Annotated in this window: 24 protein-coding genes; 18 read left to right on the top strand and 6 right to left on the bottom strand. The window is 32.2% G+C overall.

Annotation, left to right across the window (positions count from 1 at the left end):
• Positions 1–388: 388 nt before the first annotated feature.
• The 3 genes from RCH18_RS09840 (at position 389) to RCH18_RS09830 (ending at position 4941) form a co-directional block, all read left to right on the top strand.
• Positions 389–1090, top strand: coding sequence for an SIR2 family NAD-dependent protein deacylase (locus RCH18_RS09840; RefSeq protein WP_326936582.1), 702 nt, complete (start codon positions 389–391; stop codon positions 1088–1090).
• A gap of 102 nt (positions 1091–1192) precedes the next feature.
• A complete protein-coding gene (gene purB / locus RCH18_RS09835; RefSeq protein ID WP_326936581.1) occupies positions 1193–2539 on the top strand; it encodes an adenylosuccinate lyase in 1347 nt (448 codons plus the stop codon).
• Between the two features lie 164 nt (positions 2540–2703).
• Positions 2704–4941, top strand: a complete 2238-nt coding sequence (locus tag RCH18_RS09830; protein WP_326936580.1) for a cation:proton antiporter — start codon at positions 2704–2706, stop codon at positions 4939–4941.
• 67 nt (positions 4942–5008) lie between these two features.
• On the opposite strand, the gene RCH18_RS09825 is transcribed toward RCH18_RS09830, so the two are convergent.
• From RCH18_RS09825 to RCH18_RS09810, 4 genes are all read right to left on the bottom strand, one after another.
• A complete protein-coding gene (locus RCH18_RS09825; protein ID WP_326936579.1) occupies positions 5009–6472 on the bottom strand; it encodes an aminoacyl-histidine dipeptidase in 1464 nt (487 codons plus the stop codon).
• Between the two features lie 306 nt (positions 6473–6778).
• Positions 6779–7012 carry a DUF5615 family PIN-like protein gene (locus RCH18_RS09820; protein WP_326936583.1) on the bottom strand — a complete coding sequence of 78 codons (234 nt, stop codon included), beginning with the start codon at positions 7010–7012 and terminating at the stop codon, positions 6779–6781.
• Complete coding sequence (locus tag RCH18_RS09815; protein WP_326936578.1) at positions 6976–7119, bottom strand: hypothetical protein; 144 nt, start codon at positions 7117–7119, stop codon at positions 6976–6978. The genes RCH18_RS09820 and RCH18_RS09815 overlap by 37 nt, the downstream gene beginning before the upstream one ends.
• Complete coding sequence (locus tag RCH18_RS09810) at positions 7119–7352, bottom strand: DUF433 domain-containing protein (protein ID WP_326936577.1); 234 nt, start codon at positions 7350–7352, stop codon at positions 7119–7121. The genes RCH18_RS09815 and RCH18_RS09810 overlap by 1 nt, the downstream gene beginning before the upstream one ends.
• 83 nt (positions 7353–7435) lie before the next feature.
• Here RCH18_RS09810 and RCH18_RS09805 point away from each other — a divergent pair, with 83 nt between their 5' ends.
• Entirely contained in the window at positions 7436–8497 is a 1062-nt protein-coding gene (locus tag RCH18_RS09805) for a DUF3810 domain-containing protein (RefSeq protein WP_326936576.1), read from the top strand.
• Between the two features lie 595 nt (positions 8498–9092).
• Here RCH18_RS09805 and RCH18_RS09800 read toward each other — a convergent pair.
• Positions 9093–10397: an NAD(P)/FAD-dependent oxidoreductase gene (locus RCH18_RS09800; RefSeq protein WP_326936575.1), complete on the bottom strand. Its 1305-nt coding sequence runs from the start codon at positions 10395–10397 to the stop codon at positions 9093–9095.
• A 290-nt stretch (positions 10398–10687) separates the two neighbouring features.
• Here RCH18_RS09800 and RCH18_RS09795 point away from each other — a divergent pair, with 290 nt between their 5' ends.
• The 6 genes from RCH18_RS09795 to rplT all read left to right on the top strand — a co-directional run bounded on the left by RCH18_RS09795 (position 10688) and on the right by rplT (position 15335).
• Positions 10688–11191 (top strand): RNA polymerase sigma factor, encoded by a 504-nt coding sequence (locus RCH18_RS09795; protein WP_326936574.1) that lies wholly within the window; start codon positions 10688–10690, stop codon positions 11189–11191.
• The gene (locus RCH18_RS09790) at positions 11188–11820 is read left to right on the top strand and encodes a hypothetical protein (RefSeq protein ID WP_326936573.1); all 633 of its coding nucleotides are present in this window, start codon (positions 11188–11190) and stop codon (positions 11818–11820) included. Before RCH18_RS09795 ends, RCH18_RS09790 begins: the two co-directional genes overlap by 4 nt.
• Before the next feature lie 161 nt (positions 11821–11981).
• Positions 11982–13928 carry a threonine--tRNA ligase gene (thrS, locus tag RCH18_RS09785; protein WP_326936572.1) on the top strand — a complete coding sequence of 649 codons (1947 nt, stop codon included), beginning with the start codon at positions 11982–11984 and terminating at the stop codon, positions 13926–13928.
• A 16-nt stretch (positions 13929–13944) separates the two neighbouring features.
• Positions 13945–14502 carry a translation initiation factor IF-3 gene (infC, locus tag RCH18_RS09780; RefSeq protein WP_370566874.1) on the top strand — a complete coding sequence of 186 codons (558 nt, stop codon included), beginning with the start codon at positions 13945–13947 and terminating at the stop codon, positions 14500–14502.
• 116 nt (positions 14503–14618) lie between these two features.
• On the top strand, positions 14619–14816 hold the full coding sequence (gene rpmI / locus RCH18_RS09775; protein ID WP_022827375.1) for a 50S ribosomal protein L35: 198 nt from the start codon (positions 14619–14621) through the stop codon (positions 14814–14816).
• 174 nt (positions 14817–14990) lie between these two features.
• Positions 14991–15335: a 50S ribosomal protein L20 gene (gene rplT, locus RCH18_RS09770; RefSeq protein ID WP_326936571.1), complete on the top strand. Its 345-nt coding sequence runs from the start codon at positions 14991–14993 to the stop codon at positions 15333–15335.
• Positions 15336–15478: 143 nt separating this feature from the next.
• Here rplT and RCH18_RS09765 read toward each other — a convergent pair whose 3' ends face one another.
• Positions 15479–16345: a hypothetical protein gene (locus tag RCH18_RS09765; RefSeq protein ID WP_326936570.1), complete on the bottom strand. Its 867-nt coding sequence runs from the start codon at positions 16343–16345 to the stop codon at positions 15479–15481.
• A 329-nt stretch (positions 16346–16674) separates the two neighbouring features.
• Between RCH18_RS09765 and RCH18_RS09760 the strand changes: the two genes are divergently transcribed.
• The 8 genes from RCH18_RS09760 (at position 16675) to RCH18_RS09725 (ending at position 24491) form a co-directional block, all read left to right on the top strand.
• On the top strand, positions 16675–16851 hold the full coding sequence (locus RCH18_RS09760; protein WP_326936569.1) for a hypothetical protein: 177 nt from the start codon (positions 16675–16677) through the stop codon (positions 16849–16851).
• Between the two features lie 112 nt (positions 16852–16963).
• Positions 16964–18628, top strand: coding sequence for a tetratricopeptide repeat-containing sensor histidine kinase (locus RCH18_RS09755; RefSeq protein ID WP_326936568.1), 1665 nt, complete (start codon positions 16964–16966; stop codon positions 18626–18628).
• Between the two features lie 11 nt (positions 18629–18639).
• The gene (locus tag RCH18_RS09750; RefSeq protein WP_326936567.1) at positions 18640–19308 is read left to right on the top strand and encodes a response regulator; all 669 of its coding nucleotides are present in this window, start codon (positions 18640–18642) and stop codon (positions 19306–19308) included.
• Positions 19309–21079: 1771 nt separating this feature from the next.
• A complete protein-coding gene (locus tag RCH18_RS09745) occupies positions 21080–21445 on the top strand; it encodes a DUF6567 family protein (protein ID WP_326936566.1) in 366 nt (121 codons plus the stop codon).
• A gap of 201 nt (positions 21446–21646) precedes the next feature.
• Complete coding sequence (locus RCH18_RS09740; RefSeq protein ID WP_326936565.1) at positions 21647–21865, top strand: HTH domain-containing protein; 219 nt, start codon at positions 21647–21649, stop codon at positions 21863–21865.
• Positions 21866–21947: 82 nt separating this feature from the next.
• Positions 21948–22577 (top strand): DUF805 domain-containing protein, encoded by a 630-nt coding sequence (locus RCH18_RS09735; protein ID WP_326936564.1) that lies wholly within the window; start codon positions 21948–21950, stop codon positions 22575–22577.
• A 5-nt stretch (positions 22578–22582) separates the two neighbouring features.
• Positions 22583–24058, top strand: coding sequence for a hypothetical protein (locus RCH18_RS09730; protein WP_326936563.1), 1476 nt, complete (start codon positions 22583–22585; stop codon positions 24056–24058).
• A gap of 4 nt (positions 24059–24062) precedes the next feature.
• Positions 24063–24491, top strand: a complete 429-nt coding sequence (locus RCH18_RS09725) for a hypothetical protein (protein WP_326936562.1) — start codon at positions 24063–24065, stop codon at positions 24489–24491.
• Positions 24492–24496: the final 5 nt, after the last annotated feature.

Genomic DNA, 24496 nt, shown 5'->3' with positions numbered 1-24496 from the left:
CAAAACTAGTAAAAAAGAGTAACCTTATCACTTTAAAATTGGTTTGTGATACCTCTAGATTGTATTTTTGTTTAGGAATTTAGATTGTTTTTTGAGTTAGTATACGGTATTGAGGCCAGTTTATTAAAGCTAAGGATTAAAATATAGTTGTCGTTTTTAGGATTCAAATAAAGTAGGATTCGCGGGTTTACCCGAAAAGGCGAAGCAATCTCAACAAGTATAGCAACAAACAAAGATTCTTCCTTCGTCAGAATGACAAATTTAGTTAGCTTTCAACTTAGCGTAAGGCTATTGAGATAGAAGTGATATACTTTTTTGGGCTTTTTAGCCAACAAAAATAGAGTCTAATGTAAAGTTGCTTTTGCGAACACGCCCAAATAAAAAAGATATGAAAAAGAAATTAGTAGTTTTGACAGGCGCCGGAATTAGTGCTGAAAGTGGTATCAAAACCTTTCGTGACAGCGATGGACTCTGGGAAGGTCATAATGTTCTTGATGTGGCGACGCCTGCAGGTTGGCATAAAAATATTGCTTTAGTGCTTGATTTTTACAATCAAAGGCGTAAACAGCTGAAAGAAGTGTTTCCTAATCGTGCTCATCAAATTTTGGCTGAATTAGAAAATGAATTTGAGGTTTACGTTATCACTCAAAATGTAGATGACTTGCACGAGCGCGCTGGAAGTAGCAATGTGCTGCATTTGCATGGCGAATTATTAAAAGTGAGAAGTTCTGTGGATGCCAATTATATTTTAGACTGGCAGGATGATTTGAATTTTGGAGATTATGACAAAGACAACAACCAATTGCGACCTCATATTGTATGGTTTGGAGAAGAAGTTCCGGCGCTGGAAGAAGCGTTGCAATTAACTCAAAACGCCGATTATTTTGCGGTAATTGGAACTTCGTTGCAAGTTTACCCAGCGGCTGGATTGATAGATTACACACCAAGAAAAACACCCATTTTTTACATTGATCCAAAGCCTATTCAGATTCCAAATCTCAAAAATCCATTAGAAGTTATTGCTGAAATGGCTTCAACAGGAGTCGAAATCATGAGAAACAAGTTGCTATCTGATCGTAAAAAACTCTAGTTGCTGTCAAAATAGCTTTTAATTCCAGTCAAATGTCTCAAATTGTACTGCTAATTTCTAAGTTCTGCTTATATTTGCGACTTTCGAACAAACAACTAAACAATGACTACTTTAAACGAATTGAATGCTATCTCGCCTATTGATGGACGGTATAGAAACAAGACTATGTCGCTGGCTCCATTTTTCTCTGAGGAAGCTTTAATAAAATACCGCGTGCTAGTTGAAATTGAATATTTCATTGCTTTGTGCGAAACGCCTTTACCTCAACTGACATCAGTAAATCCAGATTTATTTGACAGTTTACGTAACATCTATAAAAATTTCTCTACTGAAGATGCTCTTTGGATTAAAGAAACCGAAAAAGTAACCAATCATGATGTAAAAGCGGTTGAGTACTTTATCAAGGAAAAATTTGAAACTTTAGGATTATCACAATATAAAGAGTTTATCCACTTCGGATTGACTTCCCAAGACATAAATAACACGGCGATCCCACTTTCGACAAAAGAAGCTTTTGAGAAAGTCTACATGCCTTCTTTGATTACTTTAACTTCTAAACTAAAAGATTTAAGTGTAGAATGGAGAGACATCCCAATGCTAGCGCGTACGCACGGACAACCAGCTTCGCCTACCCGATTGGGTAAAGAGATAGGTGTTTTTGTAGAACGGCTAGAAGAGCAAATGCGTTTGTTATTCAATATTCCTTTTGCGGCTAAATTTGGTGGTGCCACCGGAAATTATAATGCACATCACGTAGCGTACCCGCAAATTGACTGGAGAAAATTTGGTGGGAAATTTGTTGAAGAGAATCTGGGTTTACATCACTCCTTCCCTACTACACAAATTGAACATTACGATCACTTCGCAGCATTTTTTGATGCTTTAAAAAGAATAAATAGCATTATAATTGATTTAGATCGAGACATTTGGACGTATGTCTCCATGGAATATTTCAAACAAAAAATCAAAGAAGGAGAAATAGGATCATCAGCAATGCCACATAAAGTAAATCCAATTGATTTTGAAAATTCAGAAGGAAATTTAGGGATTGCAAACGCAATTTTCGAACATTTATCGGCTAAATTACCTATTTCAAGATTGCAACGTGATTTAACAGATAGTACGGTTTTAAGAAATATTGGAGTTCCAATAGGTCATACGATTATCGCTTTTGAAGCCACATTAAAAGGATTGAATAAATTACTATTGAATGAATCTAAATTCCACGAAGATTTAGAGAAAAACTGGGCTGTGGTTGCCGAAGCTATTCAAACCATTTTGAGACGAGAGGCCTATCCTAATCCTTATGAAGCTTTGAAAGGGTTGACCAGAACTAATGAAGCTATTGATAAAAATGCGATTCATAATTTCATAGCAACACTTGATGTTTCTGATGAAATTAAAGCTGAATTAATGCAAATCACACCAAGTAATTTTCTGGGAATATAGAAAAAGTTAAATCAAACAACCCATTTCCCATTGACAAGATTAAATCATTCTTTTCAATGGGATTTTTTTTAACACATTACAAGTAGCCAATACTAGAAAAATTACAATTTCTAAAAAAAAATATTTATCTTACCACAAAACCAAAACTTACGACTAAAATAAATATGGACACAGCTGAAGCAGTAGTCAACGCAACGCAACATTTACAACCCTTAATACGAGATTTGGGATTAATCCTGATGACCGCAGCGGTTGCGGTTTTATTATTTAAAAAAATCAAGCAACCTTTAGTTTTAGGCTATTTAATTGCGGGTTTTTTAGCTGGAAATAACTTTGATTTTTTTCCTTCTATCAAAGACATCAAGAGTGTTGAGGTTTGGGCAGAAATTGGAGTAATATTTTTACTATTTAGTTTAGGACTCGAATTTAGTTTTAAAAAATTAATGAAAGTTGGTGGAACTGCGTCAATAACAGCCGTCACGCAAATTATTGCTATGGTTGCGCTTGGCTATTCTGTAGGAACGTGGATTGGTTGGAAACCCATGGACAGTATCTTTTTAGGCGTTATTCTTTCTATTTCGTCGACTACAATTATTTTAAAAACTTTTGACGAACTAGGTGTAAAAACACAAAAATTTGCCGGAATTGTATTGGGCTCACTTATTGTCCAAGATATCGTTGCTATCTTGATGATGGTTTTACTTTCTACTATTGCCGTGAGTCAGCAGTTTTCGGGAACTGAATTATTGTTTTCCGTGCTGAAATTAATTTTTTTCTTAACAATATGGTTTGTAGGCGGTATTTTTTTCATCCCCACTTTATTAAAAAAAGCTAAAAGCTTATTAACTGACGAAATGTTGCTAATAATCTCGCTTGCATTGTGCTTGATGATGGTTATTCTAGCTGCTAATGTTGGTTTTTCTCCTGCATTGGGTGCTTTTATAATGGGTTCTATCATTGCCGAAACTACGCAAGCGGAGCATATCGAACATTTAGTTAAACCTGTAAAGGATTTATTTGGTGCCGTGTTTTTTGTGTCTGTTGGAATGCTTATCAATCCTGAAACACTTTACGAATATGCGTTGCCTGTTGGTATTTTGACCTTCGTCGTTATTTTTGGACAATCTATTAGTTCCACAATTGGTGCGTTGCTCTCTGGCCAACCATTAAAACAGTCCGTGCAGACTGGAATGAGTTTATCACAAATTGGCGAGTTCTCCTTTATCATTGCTACTTTAGGGATGACACTTAATGTGACGAGTGATTTTCTATATCCTATTGTCGTGGCAGTATCGGCAGTTACTACGTTTACAACCCCATTTATGGTCAAATTTGCTAATCCCTTTTCAGAATATCTGGAGAAGAAATTACCACGCAGATGGATCAAAAGAATAGAACGCTATAGCGCTAATGCGCAATCCATTAAATTAGTTTCAAATTGGCAAATAGTGGTTAAATCTTTTTTGACTCAGGTCGTTATACATTCAGTTATTATAGTTGCTGTAATTTTACTTTCTTCAAAATTTATATTACCGTTGGTAGAAGATTATCAATTTGGAAATGCAGCTGGCGCATTAATAACATTGATAATAATATCGCCTTTTTTATGGGCACTTTCTCTGAGAAGAGTTGCTGTAAACGAAGTAGCTATTTTAAGAGAAGAGCGCAAATACCGAGGTCCCATTTTGATGATGGTTTTATTAAGAATGGTATTAACTCTTTTTTATATTGGGTTTTTATTGAACATTTTCTTCTCCCCTATTATTGCTTTCGTAGCTTTAATAGTTGCGGTCGTAGTATATTTTGTTTTTCCAAAAAAATTAAATGCGCAATATCACAAAATTGAAGATCACTTTTTGAAAAATCTAAATGCACGAGAAGGTAAAAAAGGGATGAGAAGTAGAAGTGATTTAACGCCATGGGAAGGACACATGTCTACATTTGAGATTGCTCCAACCTCCAATGTGGTAGGAAAAACATTATATGAATTACGGATCAGAGAGGAATTAGGTGTTAATATTGCCTTTATCAAAAGAGGAGAATTCACCATTAATATCCCGACCAAAAACGAACGCTTATTCCCAGGAGATGAAATTTGTATCATTGGAACGGATAATCAAGTGAAAGAATTTGACTCTTATTTGCATAAAAACGAAATTCAAAATCCCGAGGTCATTGAGAATGATATCATCTTAAAACAATTAGAACTCCTAGAGGAAGAATTTATTGGAGCCACCATAAAAGACTCGCAATTGCGTGAAAAAACAAATGGTTTAATTGTAGGAATCGAACGAAGAGGAAAACGTATGTTGAATCCCGAATCTAACATGATTTTAGAAAAACATGATATCTTGTGGGTGGTGGGAAGCAAAAAATTACTCAGAGCTTTTTTTAGAAATTAGAAATAAAAAAGGCAAAATTAAAATTCCTATGAATATAAATTTTGCCTTTTTATTACAATTGAATGAATTATTTCACCGGAATATTCGCTAAAATTTCAACCACAAATTTCCAGAATTTTTGAGACGATGAAATACTCGCTCTTTCGTCTGGAGAGTGGGCTCCGCGTATTGTTGGCCCAAAAGAAATCATATCCATGTCAGGATAATTAGTTCCTAAAATTCCGCATTCCAATCCAGCGTGACAAGCTACCACTTTTGGTTTCTCGCCGTTTTGTTTTTCATAAATTGGAACTAAAACATCTAATATCTCCGACTCTGAATTAGGTGTCCAGCCGGGATATGATCCTGAAAATTCTACTTCGCAACCCATTAATTCAAAAGCAGAACGCAACGCATTTGCCAAATCAAACTTAGAAGTTTCAACTGAAGAACGTGTTAAACATTGAACAGAAAGTTGGCCTTCGCCCAAAATTACTTTAGCAATATTATTAGAAGTCTCTACAAGATCATCAAAATCGGCACTCATTCTGTAAACGCCATTATGAGCAGTGTACATCGATCTCACAAAGTAAAATTGTGCAATTGACGGCATTACTTTGGCTGGAATTGTCTCCATTTTTTCGAAAACAACTTCTAGATTAGGTTCCGTTGTTTTAAACTCGGTCTTGATTTCGTTTACAATTTGCTGCATGTCAAACACAAACGCCTCGTCATACACTTCAGCAATAATTACTTTAGCCGTGCTTTCGCGAGGAATCGCATTACGCAAACTTCCCCCAATAATCGCTGAGATTTGCAGTCCAAAATTATCATAACCATCAAATAACAATCGGTTCATGATCTTGTTAGCATTACCCAAACCTTTGTGAATATCCATTCCTGAATGACCGCCATTCAAACCTTTCACCGTAATTGTATATCCTACTGAACCTTCTGGAGTTTCCTCTTCATCGTATTCTGCAGTCGCTGTTACATCAATTCCTCCGGCGCAACCTATGTCAATTTCATCATCTTCCTCCGTGTCCATATTCAATAAAATTTCACCTTGAAGAACACCACCTTTTAAGTTTAAAGCTCCAGTCATTCCTGTTTCTTCGTCAATAGTAAACAAAGCTTCTACAGCAGGATGCGGAATGTCAGTACTTTCTAAAATTGCCATAATCGCAGCAACTCCAAGACCGTTATCAGCACCAAGCGTAGTTCCCCGAGCACGAACCCAGTCGCCATCCACATACATATTAATTCCAGTGGTATCAAAATCAAAAACAGTTTCCGCATTTTTTTGATGCACCATATCTAAATGCCCTTGAAGCACAATTGTTTTACGATTTTCCATGCCTGCCGTAGCGGGTTTACGGATAATTACATTGCGGATTTCATCTTCAAAAGTTTCTAATCCCAGGCTTTCGCCAAAGTTTTTTATAAACGCAATTACACGATCCTCTTTCTTAGAAGGACGTGGCACGGCATTCAAATCAGCAAACTTATTCCAAAGTGCTTTTGGCTCTAAATTTCTTATTTCTTGACTCATTTATCTGTGTTTGAAGTTTAATAATTTATGACTCCAAAGTTACAAAGTTTAAAATCGTTTTTCCCTTTACAAAGTTAATTATCATTTAAAATTCGCGGAATCATTTGGGCGTGCCACCACAATAAAAAGGGGCTTTCTATTTTTGTAAATACAAAGCCCCTTTCTATAGTGCTGTCAGGTGATCCGCACTACTTCGGTAGTTTGCTTCTCCCCTTCACGCGAGAACTGGAAATAGAAAATAATATAAAAAAAGAAGATATATGAAAGGAAATACTTGCAAATAAAATTTGGTTTAACTTTGATTATTTATTGAATTCCTTCAATTCTATTTTGGAATACATTTACTAATTTATATCCCTCATTCATTTCGACAACGTCGTCCCAAAGTTTAGAAACCGCATTGTAAAATTGATTCATTTTTATATTCCCAAATCGAATATGAATCACTTTTGGAGGAGGCGAACTCATGATTATTTTATTAGAAAAATCAGAATCTTTTGATATTATTGTGAGATTATTTTCTTTTGCATAATTCCATATTTTTTCATCTGACCATTCGTCATTGATGTCTTTATGATGTATGAATTCATCAGTGTTCCAGATAGAAAAATAATAGGGAGATTTACGTCAATCAGGAAACTTGGCATTACGCGACAGTTTTAATCGTGAAATTTCTTTTCATTAAGTCAGATGCAAATTTTAGGCAAGCATAAATATCTTCCTTTTCTAATGATGGATATTGACGTAATATTTCCTCCTGCGATTCGCCAGCACTCAAGAATTCTAAAATAGTCTGCACAGTGATTCGTTTGTTACGGATAATAGGTTTTCCGTTACAAATTTCAGAATCAACAGTAATTCTGTCTGTGATAAATTCCATAAAAATTATTTTATACTACAAATTTACATAAAAAGAAATGCTAGTTGTCTATTTATACTAATTTTATAACCAAATTAGAAATAATGCAGCGCAAATACATTCTTCCTTTATTCTTGGTTTTTCAAATAATTGCTTTACAAATTCTCCCTTACTTTCCTTTGCAGGTAGAACTTTATTACAGCAACGGCCTTTACCCTATTATTTCTAATTTTTCCAGAATTGTTTTAGGAAAAATTCCTTTTTCAGTTGGTGACATGCTTTATTTTGTTTTGATTATTCTTGGAATTAAAAGGCTTTTTACAAAAAGAAAAACGTGGAAATTAGATTGGAAAGATAATATTCTGGCAGTTTTAAGTTTTATATCGGTTTTTTATTTTTGTTTTCATTTACTATGGGGTTTCAATTATTATCGCCAACCGTTGTTTGAAAAAATGAATATCGAACGCGATTATTCTGATGCTGATCTTTTGATTTTTACCAAAAAAATAATCGCAAAAACTAATGCTCTTCAAAGTTCAATCACAAAAAATGACAGTTTGAAAGTAATTGTTCCTTACTCACAAGAACAAGTTTTCACAATGAACTTGAATGGATACAGAACACTTTCGAACCAACATCCGTTTTTTCAATATAAAAATCCAAGTATCAAGAAATCATTATTCAGTTTGCCGTTGACTTATATGGGTTTTGGCGGTTATTTGAATCCGTTTACAATTGAAGCCCAAGTCAATTATTTAGGACCTATGTACAGTTTCCCTATGACGACTAATCATGAAATGGCGCATCAAATAGGTTTTGCTAGTGAAAGTGAATGTAATTTCATAGGATTTCTAGCTTCTGTAAGTAATGAAGATAAATACATTCAGTATTCTGGTTACAGCACTGCTTTGCGTTATTGCTTAGGTAATTGGTATGCTAGAGACGAAAATATTTACAATGAATTATTAAAAACGATCAATCCTGGAATTTTAAAAAACTACAAAGAAAGTCAAGATTTTTGGAAACAATATGATACGATTATTGACAAAGGCTTCCATACTTTTTATGACCAATTCCTTAAAATGAATCAGCAAAAAGATGGTCTAGACAGTTATAGTAAATATGTGGATTTAATGGTGAATTATTATAAGGATGAGGATTTTTGATTGCAGATTAACGATTTTTGAGGCGAGCGATAGCGAACTGGCTTGGCATTTATGATCTACACTCGAGGAACTTATGATTGCGATTTTTGAATGAGGATTTTTGAAATTAATAGTTATTAATTCTGAAAAAAATAAAGCATTTGCGATGGTAAAACAATGCAATTAAAGTCATAGAGATACTTCCTTCGTCAGTATGGCAAAATAAGAGTGTATCAGTTAATTTGACAAAAATTGTATAACTAGTGTAGAGATACTTCCTTCGTTAGTATGACAAAATGAGGGTGTATCAGTTATGAATAAATTAAAATCACAGAAAATGTAAAATAGTGTAGAGATAATTCGTTCGTCAGTATGACAAATTAAGGGTTAGATAAATTTAGATCAAACTTATTGTAAAATAGTGCAGAGATACTTCCTTCGTCAGTATGACAAATTAAGAATGTAATAGTTATGAATAAATAAAATCACAGAAAGCGTAAAATAGTTTAGAGATACTTCCTTCGTCAGTATGACAAAATCAGGCGCTAGCTATTACTATTTACAATTATAAGGCTACGGACTATGAACTAAGTACTAAGTACTAATAACTTACCCACTAAATTTCATCACTTATAAAAGCCGTAAAACTCTTCTTTTTAAAAGGTCTGATAATCAATCGGCCTTCGCGGTCAAAACGAATGTAATTGTAAACCCAATTTAGGAAAACAACTGCTTTATTTTTAAATCCAATTAGTGAAAATAGATGCACAAACATCCATACAAACCAAGCGAAAACGCCATGAAAATGATAATTAGGTAAATCGACTACTGCTTTATTTCGGCCAATGGTTGCCATCGAACCTTTATCTTTATATGCAAAAGGCTTCATGGTTTTATTTTGAATTAATCTTACTAAATTTTCGCCTAACAACACTCCTTGTTGCATGGCGGGTTGCGCCATCATTGGATGACCTTCTGGATAAAGCGCTGTTTCCATTGATGCAATATCGCCTACTGCAAATATGTCACTATATCCTGCAACTTGATTGAACTCATTTACACGAATACGCTCTACTCTTTCTACTAATGACTTACTATCTAATCCTGCTACAATGGCTCCTTGAACTCCTGCCGTCCAAATCACAGTAGCAGTTTCAAAAATTAAATCGGAATTTGTAGTAATCGTGCGACCATCGTAATTAGTAACACGTACGTTTTTCCATATTTTCACTCCCAAATCAGTTAGAAATTTTTCTGCCGCTTGCGAGGATTTTTCACTCATCGTGTTTAGGATTCGGTCGCCGCTTTGAATCAAGTTAATTTGCATTTTGGCAATATCAAGATCAGGGTAATCTTTTTGAAGAATAGCTTTTTTCATTTCGGCTAAAGCACCTGCGAGCTCTACGCCTGTTGGTCCGCCACCAACGAGAACAAAATTAATAAGACTGTTTTGTTCAGCAACATCTTTAGTCAAAACAGCTTGTTCGAAATTCTCTAAAATCAAACTCCGAATATTTAGCGATTGCGGAATGGTTTTCATAGCCATACTGTTACGCTCTATTTCTTTGTTACCAAAATAATTTGTTTTAGAACCTGTAGCAATCACTAAGTAATCATAACTTAGTTCTCCAATTTCGGCAATTACTTTTTTGTTTTTAGTATCAATTTCCTCAACATTTGTTAATCTGAAATAAAAATCATCATACTCCTGAATCACTTTCCGAATTGGATAGGCAATTGAACCCGCTTCGAGTCCGCCTGTAGCTACTTGATACATTAATGGCTGGAAATTATGGTAATTGTGTTTGTCCAAAAGAACAACTTGTACTTTTTTATTTTTTAGTTTTTTAGCTAATGCGATTCCGGCAAAACCGCCACCAATAATAACTATTCTGGGTAAAGTTGAATTTGGGATATTCATTTTTTAGTAAGCATTTCAAAGTTATTAAGAATCAAATATACAAAGTTTTTTGATGTACCTTTTCGTCAAATAATAGCAAACTTTTATTCTTTATGAAAATATCTTTTAAAAATAGGTTGCGTAACTTAGCCCTGATGGGAATGGAAATCCTTTATTTTTCTGGTTGTTCCAGAAAAATAAAGATTGAAATGTACAGCAGGACAGATAGTGTCAACAATAAAATAACGTGAGCTCCTAAATAAAAAACAGAACTTTGTAACAAAATCTACAATGGCATTACTAACGTATATATGAGTAAAAGTTTAGAACAATCTTTTGTCAAACAACTGCAAGAAAATCAGAATATAATCCACAAGATTTGTAGGTTATATACTAATGATGATGATGCTCACAAGGATTTGTTCCAAGAAATTACTATTCAGTTGTGGAAAGCGTTTCCAAAATTTAGAGGCGATAGTAAATTTTCTACCTGGGCGTATCGAGTCGCTTTGAATACAGCAATTACTTTATATCGCAAAACTAAGCGTTCCATAAATACAGTAGAATTTGAAGGCCGTCAACATTTCCTAAATGATGTGGAGTATAATTATGAAGAGGAGGAACAATTAAAATTGATGTACCAAGCGGTTTACCAACTAAATGATATTGAGAAAGCACTGATTTTTATGTATCTGGAGGATAAAGATTATCATGAAATATCAGAGACATTGGGAATTAGCGAGGTCAATGCAAGGGTGAAAATGAACAGGATCAAAGGGAAATTAAAAAAAATTTTAAATCCATTAGGAATATGAAAGAGCTGGATTTATTAAAAAAAGATTGGCAAAAGAGTGATCATTCTTTTGTTCAGGTATCGGAAAACGAGATTTATAAAATGATTCATAAAAAATCATCTTCAATTGTGAAGTGGATTTTGATTATAAGTATTTTAGAAGTTTTATTGTGGACTTTTTTAAGTGTATTTTTTAATATTGATGATTATTTGAGACAAATAAAACACTTAGAATTAGTACCTTATTTTGATATGTTAACTTATCTAAATTATATAGTTATTATCATTTTTATATATCTATTTTATAAGAATTACATATTGATTTCAACTACTACGTCTACTACTAAATTGATGCAGGATATTTTAAAAACACGTAAAACGGTTCAATATTATGTTTGGTATAATTTAGGAATGCTGATTTTTAGTTTAATACTTGGCTTTGCAATTGCATTTTCTTATAATCCAGAAATGGACATTTTAAAAGAAAAGATTGCGGAAAACAACTCAGCATTAGCCATTACAATAGGGGTTTTATTATTTTTTAGTATTCTTGCTATAAGTGTTTTTTGGCTTTTTTACAGATTGGTTTACGGTATATTATTACGTCGTTTGTTCGCCAATTATAAAGAATTAAAAAAGATAGATCTTTAAAATTAAACTATTTTAACTATTTCTCACAGTCAAATAAATGTTTAACTACTTATATATAAATTTAACAGCATTTATTGGCGGAAATTTTAGATAAACAAACCTTAATTATATTGTTGTTGTTTTGCTAATAATCTATCTTTGCACTCATAAAATTTTAAAAAATGATCAAGATTACTTTACCCGATGGGTCAATTAAAGAGTTTGATGCTAATGTAACTCCTATGGATGTTGCTAAAAGCATTAGTGAAGGATTTGCTAGAAACGTGATTTCAGCTTCTTTTAATGGTACCACTATTGAAACCACTACTCCATTGACGACGGACGGAAATCTTGTTTTATTCACGTGGAATGACGATGGTGGAAAGAAAGCTTTTTGGCATTCTACTTCGCATGTAATGGCGCAAGTTCTTGAAGATATGTATCCTGGCATAAAATTAACCCTTGGACCAGCAATCGCTAATGGATTTTATTACGATGTAGATTTTGAAGATCACAAAATAACAGATGCCGATTTCAAGAAAATTGAAGATCGTGTACTTGAAATTTCAAGAGGTAAACATGAATTTAAGTTGCGAGCTGTTTCAAAAGCTGATGCATTAGAATTATATAAAGACAACGTTTACAAAACAGAATTGATTACCAATCTTGAGGACGGAACAATTACGTTTTGTGATCACGATACATTTACTGATTTATGTCGTGGAGGTCATATCCCAAACACGGGAATTATCAAAGCGATGAAAATTATGAGCGTTGCCGGTGCTTACTGGCGCGGTGATGAGAAAAATAAGCAATTGACACGTGTTTACGGAACTTCGTTTCCAAAACAAAAAGACCTTACGGAATATTTAGCATTACTTGAAGAAGCAAAACGTAGAGATCACAGAAAATTAGGAAAAGAGCTTGAATTGTTTGCTTTTTCAGCAAAAGTAGGTGCAGGTTTGCCTTTATGGTTGCCAAAAGGTGCTGCATTGAGAGAACGTTTAGAACAGTTCTTGAAAAAAGCACAGAAAAAAGCAGGTTATGAACAAGTAGTTACACCACATATTGGTCAGAAAGAATTGTATGTAACTTCAGGTCATTACGCAAAATATGGTGCAGATAGTTTCCAACCGATCACTACTCCGCATGAAGGAGAGGAATTTTTATTAAAACCGATGAACTGTCCGCATCACTGCGAAATCTATAACGTACGTCCGTGGTCTTACAAAGATTTACCAAAGCGTTATGCTGAATTTGGTACCGTTTATAGATACGAACAAAGTGGTGAACTACACGGTTTGACTAGAGTGCGCGGTTTTACGCAGGATGATGCGCATATTTTTTGTACACCTGATCAATTGGACGAGGAATTTAAGAAAGTAATTGACTTGGTGCTGTATGTATTTGGTTCATTAGGATTCGAAAATTTCACGGCTCAGATATCATTGAGAGACAAAGAAAACAGAGAAAAATATATTGGAAGCGACGAAAACTGGGAAAAAGCAGAAAGTGCTATTATCAATGCTGCTGCCGATAAAGGTTTGAATACTGTAATTGAATATGGTGAAGCTGCTTTCTATGGTCCAAAGTTAGATTTCATGGTCAAAGACGCTTTAGGAAGACAATGGCAATTAGGAACTATTCAAGTAGATTATAACCTACCAGAACGTTTTGATTTGACTTACAAAGGATCTGATAACGAATTACATAGACCGGTTATGATTCATAGAGCTCCTTTTGGTTCAATGGAGCGATTTATAGCTATCTTATTAGAACATACAGCAGGAAATTTCCCACTCTGGTTAATGCCAGAACAGGCTATTATATTGTCTTTGAGTGAGAAATATGAAAAATATGCGAAAAAAGTTTTAGATTTGCTAGAAAATCACGAAATTCGCGCCCTGATTGATAACAGAAATGAGACAATAGGTAAAAAAATAAGGGATGCAGAGATGCAAAAAATCCCATTTATGCTGATTGTAGGTGAAGAGGAGGAAAAAAACGCAACGATATCTATCCGTCGTCATGGTCAGGAAGGAAAAGGAAATATTACAATTACAATCAATGAATTTGCTGCGCTTGTAAACGATGAAATCAGCAAAACATTAAAAGTATTTACAGTTTAACTTAAATTATAAAGTCATAGCAATAAGAAGCAACAGAGGTTACCAACCTCGCGTAGAAAAAAAAGATGCCCATAGAATAAACGGTCTTATTCGTGGTATACAAGAAGTACGACTTGTAGGAGAAAATATTGAGCCTGGAGTTTTTAAACTTACAGAAGCTTTACGATTAGCGGATCAATTTGAATTGGATTTAGTTGAAATTTCACCTAATGCTGAGCCGCCCGTTTGTAAAATCATGGATTACAAGAAATTTGTTTACGAGCAAAAGAAACGTGATAAAGTCCTAAAAGCAAAGTCAACGCAAGTGACGGTGAAGGAAATCCGTTTTGGACCTCAAACGGATGAGCATGATTATGAATTTAAGAGAAAGAACGCTGAGAAATTCTTAAAAGAAGGTGCTAAATTAAAAGCATTTGTTTTCTTTAAAGGGCGTTCGATTATTTATAAAGATCAAGGTCAAATCTTATTGTTAAGATTAGCTACAGATCTCGAAGAATTTGGAAAAGTAGAAGCAATGCCCGTTCTTGAAGGAAAGAGAATGATTATGTTTATTGCTCCGAAGAAGAAAAAATAAGTCTTAACGTCAAAAGTCTTAACGTCAAAAGTATTCAACTTTCGACTTTATGACTTTAAAGACTTTATGACTAAATAAGATAAGTAAGTAAGAATAAATTAAAACACTAGGAAAAAATGCCTAAAATGAAAACCAAATCTAGCGCCAAGAAACGATTCAAAGTTACTGGTTCTGGTAAGATTAAAAGAAAACACGCTTTTAAAAGTCACATCTTGACTAAAAAATCTAAAAAACGTAAATTAGCTTTGACACACTCAGCGCTAGTTCACAAAACAGATATGAAAAGCATCAAACAACAATTAAGAATTATCTAATAAGTCTAAAGTTAGAAAGTCTTAAAGTCTAAAGTTAATTACTTTCGACTTTTGACATTTGACATTTGACTAAAGATTTCTTTAGGTTAAAACGATTTCAAATAACCTTGGAGTATGGCCATTAAGTGCTTTTGATTAAATTCAAGCCGCCTGCTACAAAAAAACTATAAAATTATGCCAAGATCGGTAAATTCAGTTGCTAAAAGAGCAAGAAGAAAAAAAATAATGAAACAAGCCAAAGGTTTCTTTGGTAGACGTAAAAACGTTTGGACAGTTGCTAAGAATGCGGTAGAGAAAGCAATGAGCTATGCTTACCGTGATAGAAAAGTGAATAAAAGAAATTTCCGTGCTTTGTGGATTCAACGTATCAACGCTGGAGCTAGATTAGAGGGAATGTCTTATTCTCAATTCATGGGTAAAGTGAAAAAGCATAATATCGAATTGAACCGTAAAGTTCTTGCCGATTTAGCAATGAACCACCCAGAAGCTTTCAAAGCAGTACTTAATAAAGTAAAATAAACGTTTTATAAACACAATTTAGATTACTTACTTATATAAACCCCATCCGTTATGCGTGATGGGGTTTTTTATTTTATAATGTTTTGGATGCACAGTTTTTACTAAAGCCGTTTTAAAGCTACAAAGCAAAATTGATTACTAAATTACTTTGCCTCTAATTTATATTTTTTTATCATATATTTAGTGATTGGTTTTAAGGGTTTTCCTGACTCTGGATGAAATCCTGGACCATTAAAAATCTCTACTTTTCCCTCATTTTTAGAATACCAAACTACTGCTTTGCCATATTTAAAGAAAACACTTTTTTTATTTACTTCTATTTTCTTTAAATGTATTAGATTTTCATCAAATGGAACAATGGTATTGAGTTGTCCAATTCCCAAATGATTAGTGCTACAATCCACCTCTTCAAATTGATTTTCTTTCCACTGCATACAGTGCTTTTTTGCAAAAAAAAAGTCTTTCACTGTGTATCTTACAAAAAATAGAGAAAGTATTAATGCAATTCCAATTACAACTTGCTTTTTTAAATTAAATCCAGAATTAACCATCACCTGATTTTCGTCTGCTTTTTCAACTAACTGTTTATTGTTAACGGGTTTATTTGTAGTTTGTATTAAAAAAGTGGAATCGCCTAAACTCTTTTTTCCATTTTGCAAATACTTAACATAAGGTCTAGGCTTATAGTTTACTAGCACAGCTGCTAATTCAATTCTCGCCACGTGATCTGAATCTTTCTCGCCCTTTAAGAATGAAATAATGGGTTTAAATTTTCCAATGTCAAAATGCTCGATTGACGTTCTAATTCTCTCCTGCTCTTTCGAATTAAAAAACATTTTAAATGCGTTTATGTCGCTTGGACTTAAACCATTTTCCAATAATAATAAACATAGGTTTCGTAATTGAGCGGGAGTTGGATTTAACAATATCCCAGATGGTTCCTCTTCTCTTTTCTCTACATAATTTGCTTTTATTGCAAGCTTATAATCTTCAAAAGTAATGGAACTCATAGGCATTTATTAGTATTGATTAGTATTCATTGGAATTATCGGAAACATCAGAATTCCGTTATAATTAGTCATGGCATTGTCCATTCCTTTGCTTCAGAATTAGTTTTTGTCATCAGCTGCATTTCATACAAATGTACAAAACTAGTTCTATCGCGTGCCGCTAAACAGTATAGTTCCTTTATTTGGGAAGTGTAAAATAGCTTGCTGTTTAGCGCATGTCACTTCCCAAAAAACAAAACGAGTGCTACTAACTATTAGGGTAAACTCAAAGCAGGATTCGATTTCCAAATCGGACAGCCAAACCTATGACTAATTTTAATTACAAAAAAATGAAAAAAATTGTATTACTCTCCGTGTTTACAGCTACCACTATGCTGATGAATTCCTGTACGACAGACGATTTAGAAAATAACCTGAATAAGGAAAAATTTATAGTAAATGCATCCTCAGATTCTAGCGGTGATCAAAATGGGCAAACTACTATTCCACCACATAAAAAGAATTAAAATGTTGATTTTAAAAAGTAAGCAATTTAATTAATTTCTGTATTTTCGGGGAATGGTACTAAAAAAGTTATTTTCCCCGATTTACATTTTACTAATACTATTTTTCTTTGGCTTGAACTCCTGTCAAAAGGAGGAAAAGCTCATTTCAAAATCTACAGTTAACAAGGATTACGATAAATTTTATTCTACTGCTGATACATATATGTCCAATCAACAATTTGATAGTGCTTTTTATTATTACAACAAAGCAAAATCAGTGTGTGATGAAAGTAAGAATTTTGATCAAATTTTATCATCACTATTAAGAATGGCCTATATACAACAAATTGAGGGCGATTACGCTAGTAGCGAGACCACTGCTACTGAAGCAATTTTTTTTTTTCAAAAAGACACCGATCCTGCTTATAAATGTTCCACTTATAATATTCTAGGAATTAATTATGAAAATACATACGATTATGAAAGCGCAATTTCACATTATAATCGTGCTCTCAAATTAACCGAAATTGAATTTGATAAAACAGTATTAAAAAATAACATAGCCGTAGTGCATATTGCTAAAGAAGAATATCAAAAAGCAATAACTATTTTATTACCGTTATCACTTGACAAAAATGTATTTAGCAATGCAAACCATTATGCGAGAGTGTTAGACAATTTAGGATACTGCTATTTTAAAACTGATAATCCAAAAGCGCTTGATTACATAAATCAAGCTTTAGCAATTCGTAAACGAGAAGGCAATACTTATGGATTAGCGACTAGTTATCTTCATTTATCAGAATTATATCAAAATACTAATCAAAAGCTTGCTACAACTTATGCGCAACTAGCCTACAAAACTGCAACTAAAAATAAAAGCGTTGATAATAGAACTACAGCATTAGCACTATTAATTAAAAACACTCAGGGAATTGAATCCAGGAAATTTTCACTACTTCATCTTAATCTAAGTGATAGTATTAATAAAGTAAGACAAAAAGCTAAAAATCAATTTGCTAAAATAAGATATGATTCTAAAATAGAAAAAGCGGAAAATATATATTTAAAAACACAAAAGATCAAAGATGCGCTTCAAATAGAGAAGCAAAAAAACAAAAATTTAATACTTTATTTCCTCATTGGAATTGCAGTTCTTTTCTCAAGTTTTATTTTTTACTACTTAACTGATAAAAACAAGAGGCAGCTGATCAAAAATTCATATATCACTGAAATTAGAATAGCTAAAAAACTACATGATGAATTAGCAAACGATGTGTACCAAACTATGGCTTTTGCTGAAACGCAAGACCTCTCTTTAAATAAAAATAAAGAAGTTTTGCTTACAAACCTGGATATTATTTATTCCAGAACTCGAAATATTTCTAGAGAAAACAGCTCGATAGAAACCGGAATTTCGTTTGTGCAGAATTTAAAAGAAATGCTGTCTGGATATAATAGCAGCTCGGTCAATATTTTGATAAATGGAATAGATACTGTTCCTTGGTCCCATATTGATCAAACTAAAAAAATAACTGTCTTTAGATGCATTCAAGAGTTATTGGTAAACATGAAAAAGCACAGTAAATGTACATTGGTAGTGCTAACTTTTAATATAATTGAAAATAAAATACAGATAGATTATAGCGATAACGGCGTTGGAGCCAGTTTAGACCAACTAAATTTAAAAAATGGACTGCTAAATGTGGAAAACCGTATTCTAGCTATAAAAGGAACAATTACTTTTGACCTTAAATCCAATAAAGGATTTAAAACAACGATAAATTTTCCAATATAATTAACTCCAACATGTTCGCAAAAGTTTTAATTGCCGAGGATTTAGACACCATCAGTGTTGCCGTGATTCAAGCCTTAGAAAGCCTTTCTATAAAAGAAATTCACCATACTAAATATTGTGATGATGCCTTGGTGCAAATAAAGAAAGCACTCCACGACAATGTTCCTTATGATTTAGTAATTAGTGATTTATCTTTTAAGATAGATCATCGCGAGATTCAGCTCAACTCTGGAGAAGAATTAATTGAAGCTATAAAAAGAATACAGCCTACCATTAAAACCATTATCTTTTCAATTGAAGATAAATCATTTCGGATAAAATCGCTTTTTAACAATTTGGGTATTGATGCCTATGTTTGTAAAGGTAGGGATAGCATACAGGAACTGATCACTACAATCCAGCGTATTTATAATAATGAGGATAGAACAGTTACTCATGAAATAGCATTAGCTTTAAGAGATAAAACTCTTTTTGAAATTGAGTCTTTTGATATTTCCCTTTTAAAATCCTTATCTAAAGGGCTTACTTTAGATGAAATTTCATCAGATTTTAAAGATTTCCAACTGCAACCCAATGGTACAAGCAGTTTAGAGAAACGCATTAGCCGATTGCGAATTTACTTTAAAGCTAATAACAATGTTCATTTGATAGCTATCGCTAAAGATTTGGGGCTGGTGTAAGCAATCAAAGTTACCTTTGCTTTTTAAATTCCTATTATATTTTATTACCTAAATAACTTTTGTACAACGGCAATATTATACGTAAAGAAATTACATAAATAAAATTTTGATACTCTTACAATTATTTTTGCGGGATAATTGATTGATATATTTCTTTCAATCCTATAATTATATGGGTTTGCTTGTTCGATCCCATATAAGATTACTGTCAGTAATCGTTTTAAAGTAATATCGAATGCTAAGATATTGTAGCTTCTCAGGATTATTTATTATAAAACTGGAATATTTTAAAATCTATTATTTCTAACTTTATAATTCACTCATACTGATAAGCATTTTCCTCGCTAGAGATGTTATAAATTTTGACACCTTCTTTACCTTTTTTTGAACATTATTTCGGCACAAATTGCGCTACTTCTCATCAATCTGCAGTGTAGAAAATATTGCTACACTGATTTTTAAAATTCAATCCGCGTTAAAGGTGATCAAGTAAACACATTCTTCCTCATAAAAAACAATCCTACAATGTTATTTTTAGACTTGCTACCATAATAACGACTAATTAATAAATTATTATAGCGGCAATTATTTCTATTATCCACTTAATTAATCGTTTCGAATTGACGACCATATTTGAATTAATTTATTTTATTGACTTTACGGTTTCCCGTAAACTAATCCTTTTTCATAGTCCTAAGTTTGGACTTTTTAGACGCAAAATCAAATAATAGAAAAGAGGATGACATAAACTAGATCATAATGATAATAAAATATTACGAGCAAACCATCAACGTATTATTTTATAATTGCAATTAAATAGTTGAACTAGATTTATTAAAATAATTTTAGAATAACAAAGCTTACTAAACTACCTATTAAAAGTTTATAATCTAAAAAAATAGTGACAATAGACCATCAACAAAAAGAATAAAATTGATGTATTTATAAATTTTTAAATAACGTGATGTATAAAAAAACCTAGTGATGATCAGCCTTTTATTGTGTTACGTCTTGATTATAAAACCTAAGACTATTAAAGAAAATAAAAGTTTTTAAAAATATTGATAAAATGTATTGCAATAAACAAGTTTCAAATGTGAAGTGCTATTAAGTACCGATGCAATGAATTTACAAAAAATATAGCATTAAGTCAATTAAAACTATTTCACTGCAAGCGACCTTTTGATTGGACATCACCTTTATTTTTTATAAAAACAGTACGCCAATTAAAATTGCTACTCGATAGAAAAGAGAAAAATAATATATGCAACAAACCTATAAAACCGAATGAATTAATCTTTATTAACTAAACCAATACCACTAAATAACAGAAAGAAAAGGAAAACTGGAACAATCATAAATTTAAAAATCTTAATATACACACAAGCGGGTATAATGCTTTTTAGTATCCTAATCATCTTATATATCGTCTATACCATTTGGAAACGCCGCTAAATTTCCTATTGTATTATCATTAGCATTTAAGATAAGGCTGAGATAGATTTTTTATCTGAAATTAAATCATTTTAAAATTATTGCCTAAAACTTTGAGTAAAAAACTAAATAACTGTTTATCATCACTTTAATAATAAATTATTAACAGAAATATTTAGAAAAACCACAGAAATAATAATAACTGAAAATTATTTTATCAAAATGAGGTTTCCCGTAAAGATGCTGTTATTAATGGTGGTAGGTTTGGCATATTGATCCATAACAATAAATTGGGGAGTAACCGAAAATCCCCAAGAGTAGGAAATTAATATTTTATATGAAAAAAATTTTGAGCTTATTATCACTTTCATTAGCATTATCAATTGCAAGCTGTGAGGGAAGTGCATCAATAGTAAGTAACACGAGTATGAGTCAAACGAGTGTTGAATTGTCTAAAAAGAATTTTAATATTTTGGGCGATATCAGTGGTGTTTCTTCTAATACGTACATATTAGGATTTGGTGGAAATGCAAATAGGTCCTTACTAGAGAAAGCAAAAAGTGAAATGATGAAGAATGCTAAATTGAGTGGCTCAAAAGCACTCGTCAACTTAACCTACGACAAACATGTCAATGGATTTTTTCCCTTTTATTCTAAAGTGACGATCACTGCATCAGCAAATATTGTAGAATTCACGGAGTAATTAAAAATCTTCTTGCGAAGATAAAAATTCGCAAGAAGATTCAAATAATATCCCCGTTGCTCAAAGGAGTTTACGAATTTTTATTACAACACAAAAAATAATATTTTAAAATACTAAAAATGAAGACATTAAATTATTTAGACATTTCATCTTTATACACTGCATTCTGGTTGCAGTTAGTAATAGTATAATTGTTCAATAATGGATATTAGAACCATAATAAGAATTCACGATTGTATAAAAAATAGTTGGACAGGAACACCAAAAGAGCTGAGTGAAAAGCTTGAAGTTTCTGAACGAACACTTTACAATTATATTTCTTTTATGAAGAATGATTTGAAAGCACCTATAGAATTTTGTAAGGTTAAAAGAAGGTATCAGTATAATAGGGAGTGTAGTTTGAAATTTGAGAATGAATAAAAAAAGTAATTGATTATCACAATTTTTAGTCGTTATCAAGATATTCCAATAATCCATAAAATTTTAATTAAATCACAGTAATATGTTTCAAAACATTTTTTCATTTGAAGGCAGAATTAGAAGGTTAGAATATGGAATTTCTTTAATAGTATATCTATTCCTTGCATCATTAATCAATGTTGCTATTGCTGACAGCAAAAGTGATTCTTTTTTAGGAATAGCCTATATGCCAATGCTTTGGTTTTTATGGGCACAAGGTGCAAAAAGATGTCATGACTTGGGAAATAATGGATGGTGGCAAATAATTCCTTTTTATATCTTATGGATGGTATTTGCCGAAGGTGATTTATTTACAAATACTTACAGTCAAAGTCCCAAATCGCAGAAAAACATATCACACGCTTCTGCTACTCCCGATGTAACAGAAAAAGTAGCTAATAAATTACCTATCAAAAACACAACAATGAGTAATGGTATTTCTAATTTAGAAGTTAGAAATGTTAACTACAGCAATTTACAGGACGTATTAAGAAAATTACGAAGTTTAAATTTCGTGAAAAGTTTAAATTATGAAATCCTTGAATCAACAGCTAACATAACCGTAAAACACGATGATACTAGTCAATATCTTTTAGATGAATTTATAAAAATAGCTGATGGCATCAATGTACTTGAAGTTACTCAGGGTAATATAATTATTAAAATTAAATAGCTAAAATGAATAAAATTCTTTTTCCCCTAACCTTATTCTTTTGTCTTTTGCTTACAAGTTGCCGAAGTGATTATAGCACTTTTGAAGATAATGCTCAAGAATACTCCGAAAGTGATTCGAAAATAACGTCCTTAGAAATTAATAATTTAATTGCAGAAATTAAACTATTTGAAACGGATAGAAAATTTAAAAAGTTTTTTACTAATGCTAGTTTTGATAAAACCAAACTGATCACATTTTTAGAAAAAAAAGGTTATAAAGTAGAAGATCAAAGTCCACTTGGACCACCAAAAAATTATTTTGTAAATATTTATATCGAAAATTCGGGTAGTATGAATGGGTATGTGAATGGGAATACCCAATTTAAAGGAGCTATTCGTGATTTATTAGTGATGTTGAAGTATTATTACGGTGAAAAAAATATTAAAATCCATTTTATCAATTCTGATATTTACCCTACCCAAATACATGGAGATATCGTTACATTTTCAAATACTTTAAATACAAAAACATTCAAAGTTGGGAATACATTTTCAAGTAATCTCAATAATATCTTCAATCAGATATTGAATAAAACAGCTAAAGACACCATGTCAATTCTTTTGTCTGATTGTATTTACTCGATCCAAGGAAGTAAAACAGAAGATTTATTAAGTGATCAAAAAAGTCTAACTAAAGATGCTTTTTTAACAAAATTCAAAAGCAAGGAAAAGCTAGCAACTTCTATTGTCAAACTGACCTCCAAGTTTAACGGGACATATTATGATAAAAACAATAAAAAAACACAACTATCCGGTCAGCTGAGACCTTATTACATTACCATAATGGCTACTGATAAAGCAATGATTAATTTTAATGAAAACATTAAATTGGTTAAAGGAAAAGTGGAGGGATTTGAGAATAAATACAATTTAACTTTAAATAATTATTCGCAAGGAATTTATTTTTCTGTTATCAATACAAATGAAGATTCTGGTAGATTCAAACCCGACAAAGGTTTTTCAGGCAATGGTGCTATAAAGGGAATTAAGGATGTATCGATTAATGATAGAAATTCCTCAAATTTCATATTCGCTGTGGCTGTAGACATGAGCTCTATCCTCGTTGAAGATAGTTATATCCTAGATAAAAGAAATTACTCCATTAAAAATGCGAATTATAAAATTAAAGGAATATATCCTTTTACGGAGAAAAACATAAAACCAAATTCAGTTAATATGTTGGCTAAGGCAAATGCAAAACCAACGCATTACATTGTTTTCGAATCTACAACGCCAAACTTTACTAATCTGACTTTTACGTTAAAAAAACAGATCCCTAAATGGGTTTATGAGACAAATACTAATGATGACAGTAACTTAAACCAAAACAGTAATAAGACATTTGGAATAAAGTATCTCATTGAAGGAATCAATGAAGCTTATGAAACCGAATCCAAAAATAATGACTATTTCGAATTAACAATAAATATTAAAAAATAACTATATGAATGATTTTTTTGCAACAATATATGAGGGGACTTTCTTAGGAGATCTATTTTATTTAGATGGGTTTTCTAATGATATGTTCGAAGCTAATGCATATATGAGTATTGGTCTCATAATGCTTTTAAGTTCCGCAATTCTAGAATTAATCTATTACTACTTCATTTCAAACTACGGCGGTTTTTATAAAAAAAGATTTTGGTCGATATGGATATTGATTATTGGAATAATAAATTTTGCTGTAGCCTATTACCAAAGTACTATAGCAATTGAAGACTTTTATTCCACATCAACAGAGGGAAGCCCCCATTCGTTTATGGAACATTTTACTTTTTCAATGGTAAATGTGCTGTGGGCAATAATTTTCTCTTTTCTGTTTTCAATTGTATTAAAAATTAAAAGTGTTAAGGCAAGTAAAACACCTTTCTAAAAAAT

It is taken from the genome of Flavobacterium sp. PL11 (assembly GCF_035985025.1).
GTDB lineage: Bacteria > Bacteroidota > Bacteroidia > Flavobacteriales > Flavobacteriaceae > Flavobacterium.
The sequence above is the reverse complement of the archived record's forward strand: the minus strand, read 5'-3'. Positions and strand labels throughout refer to the sequence as shown.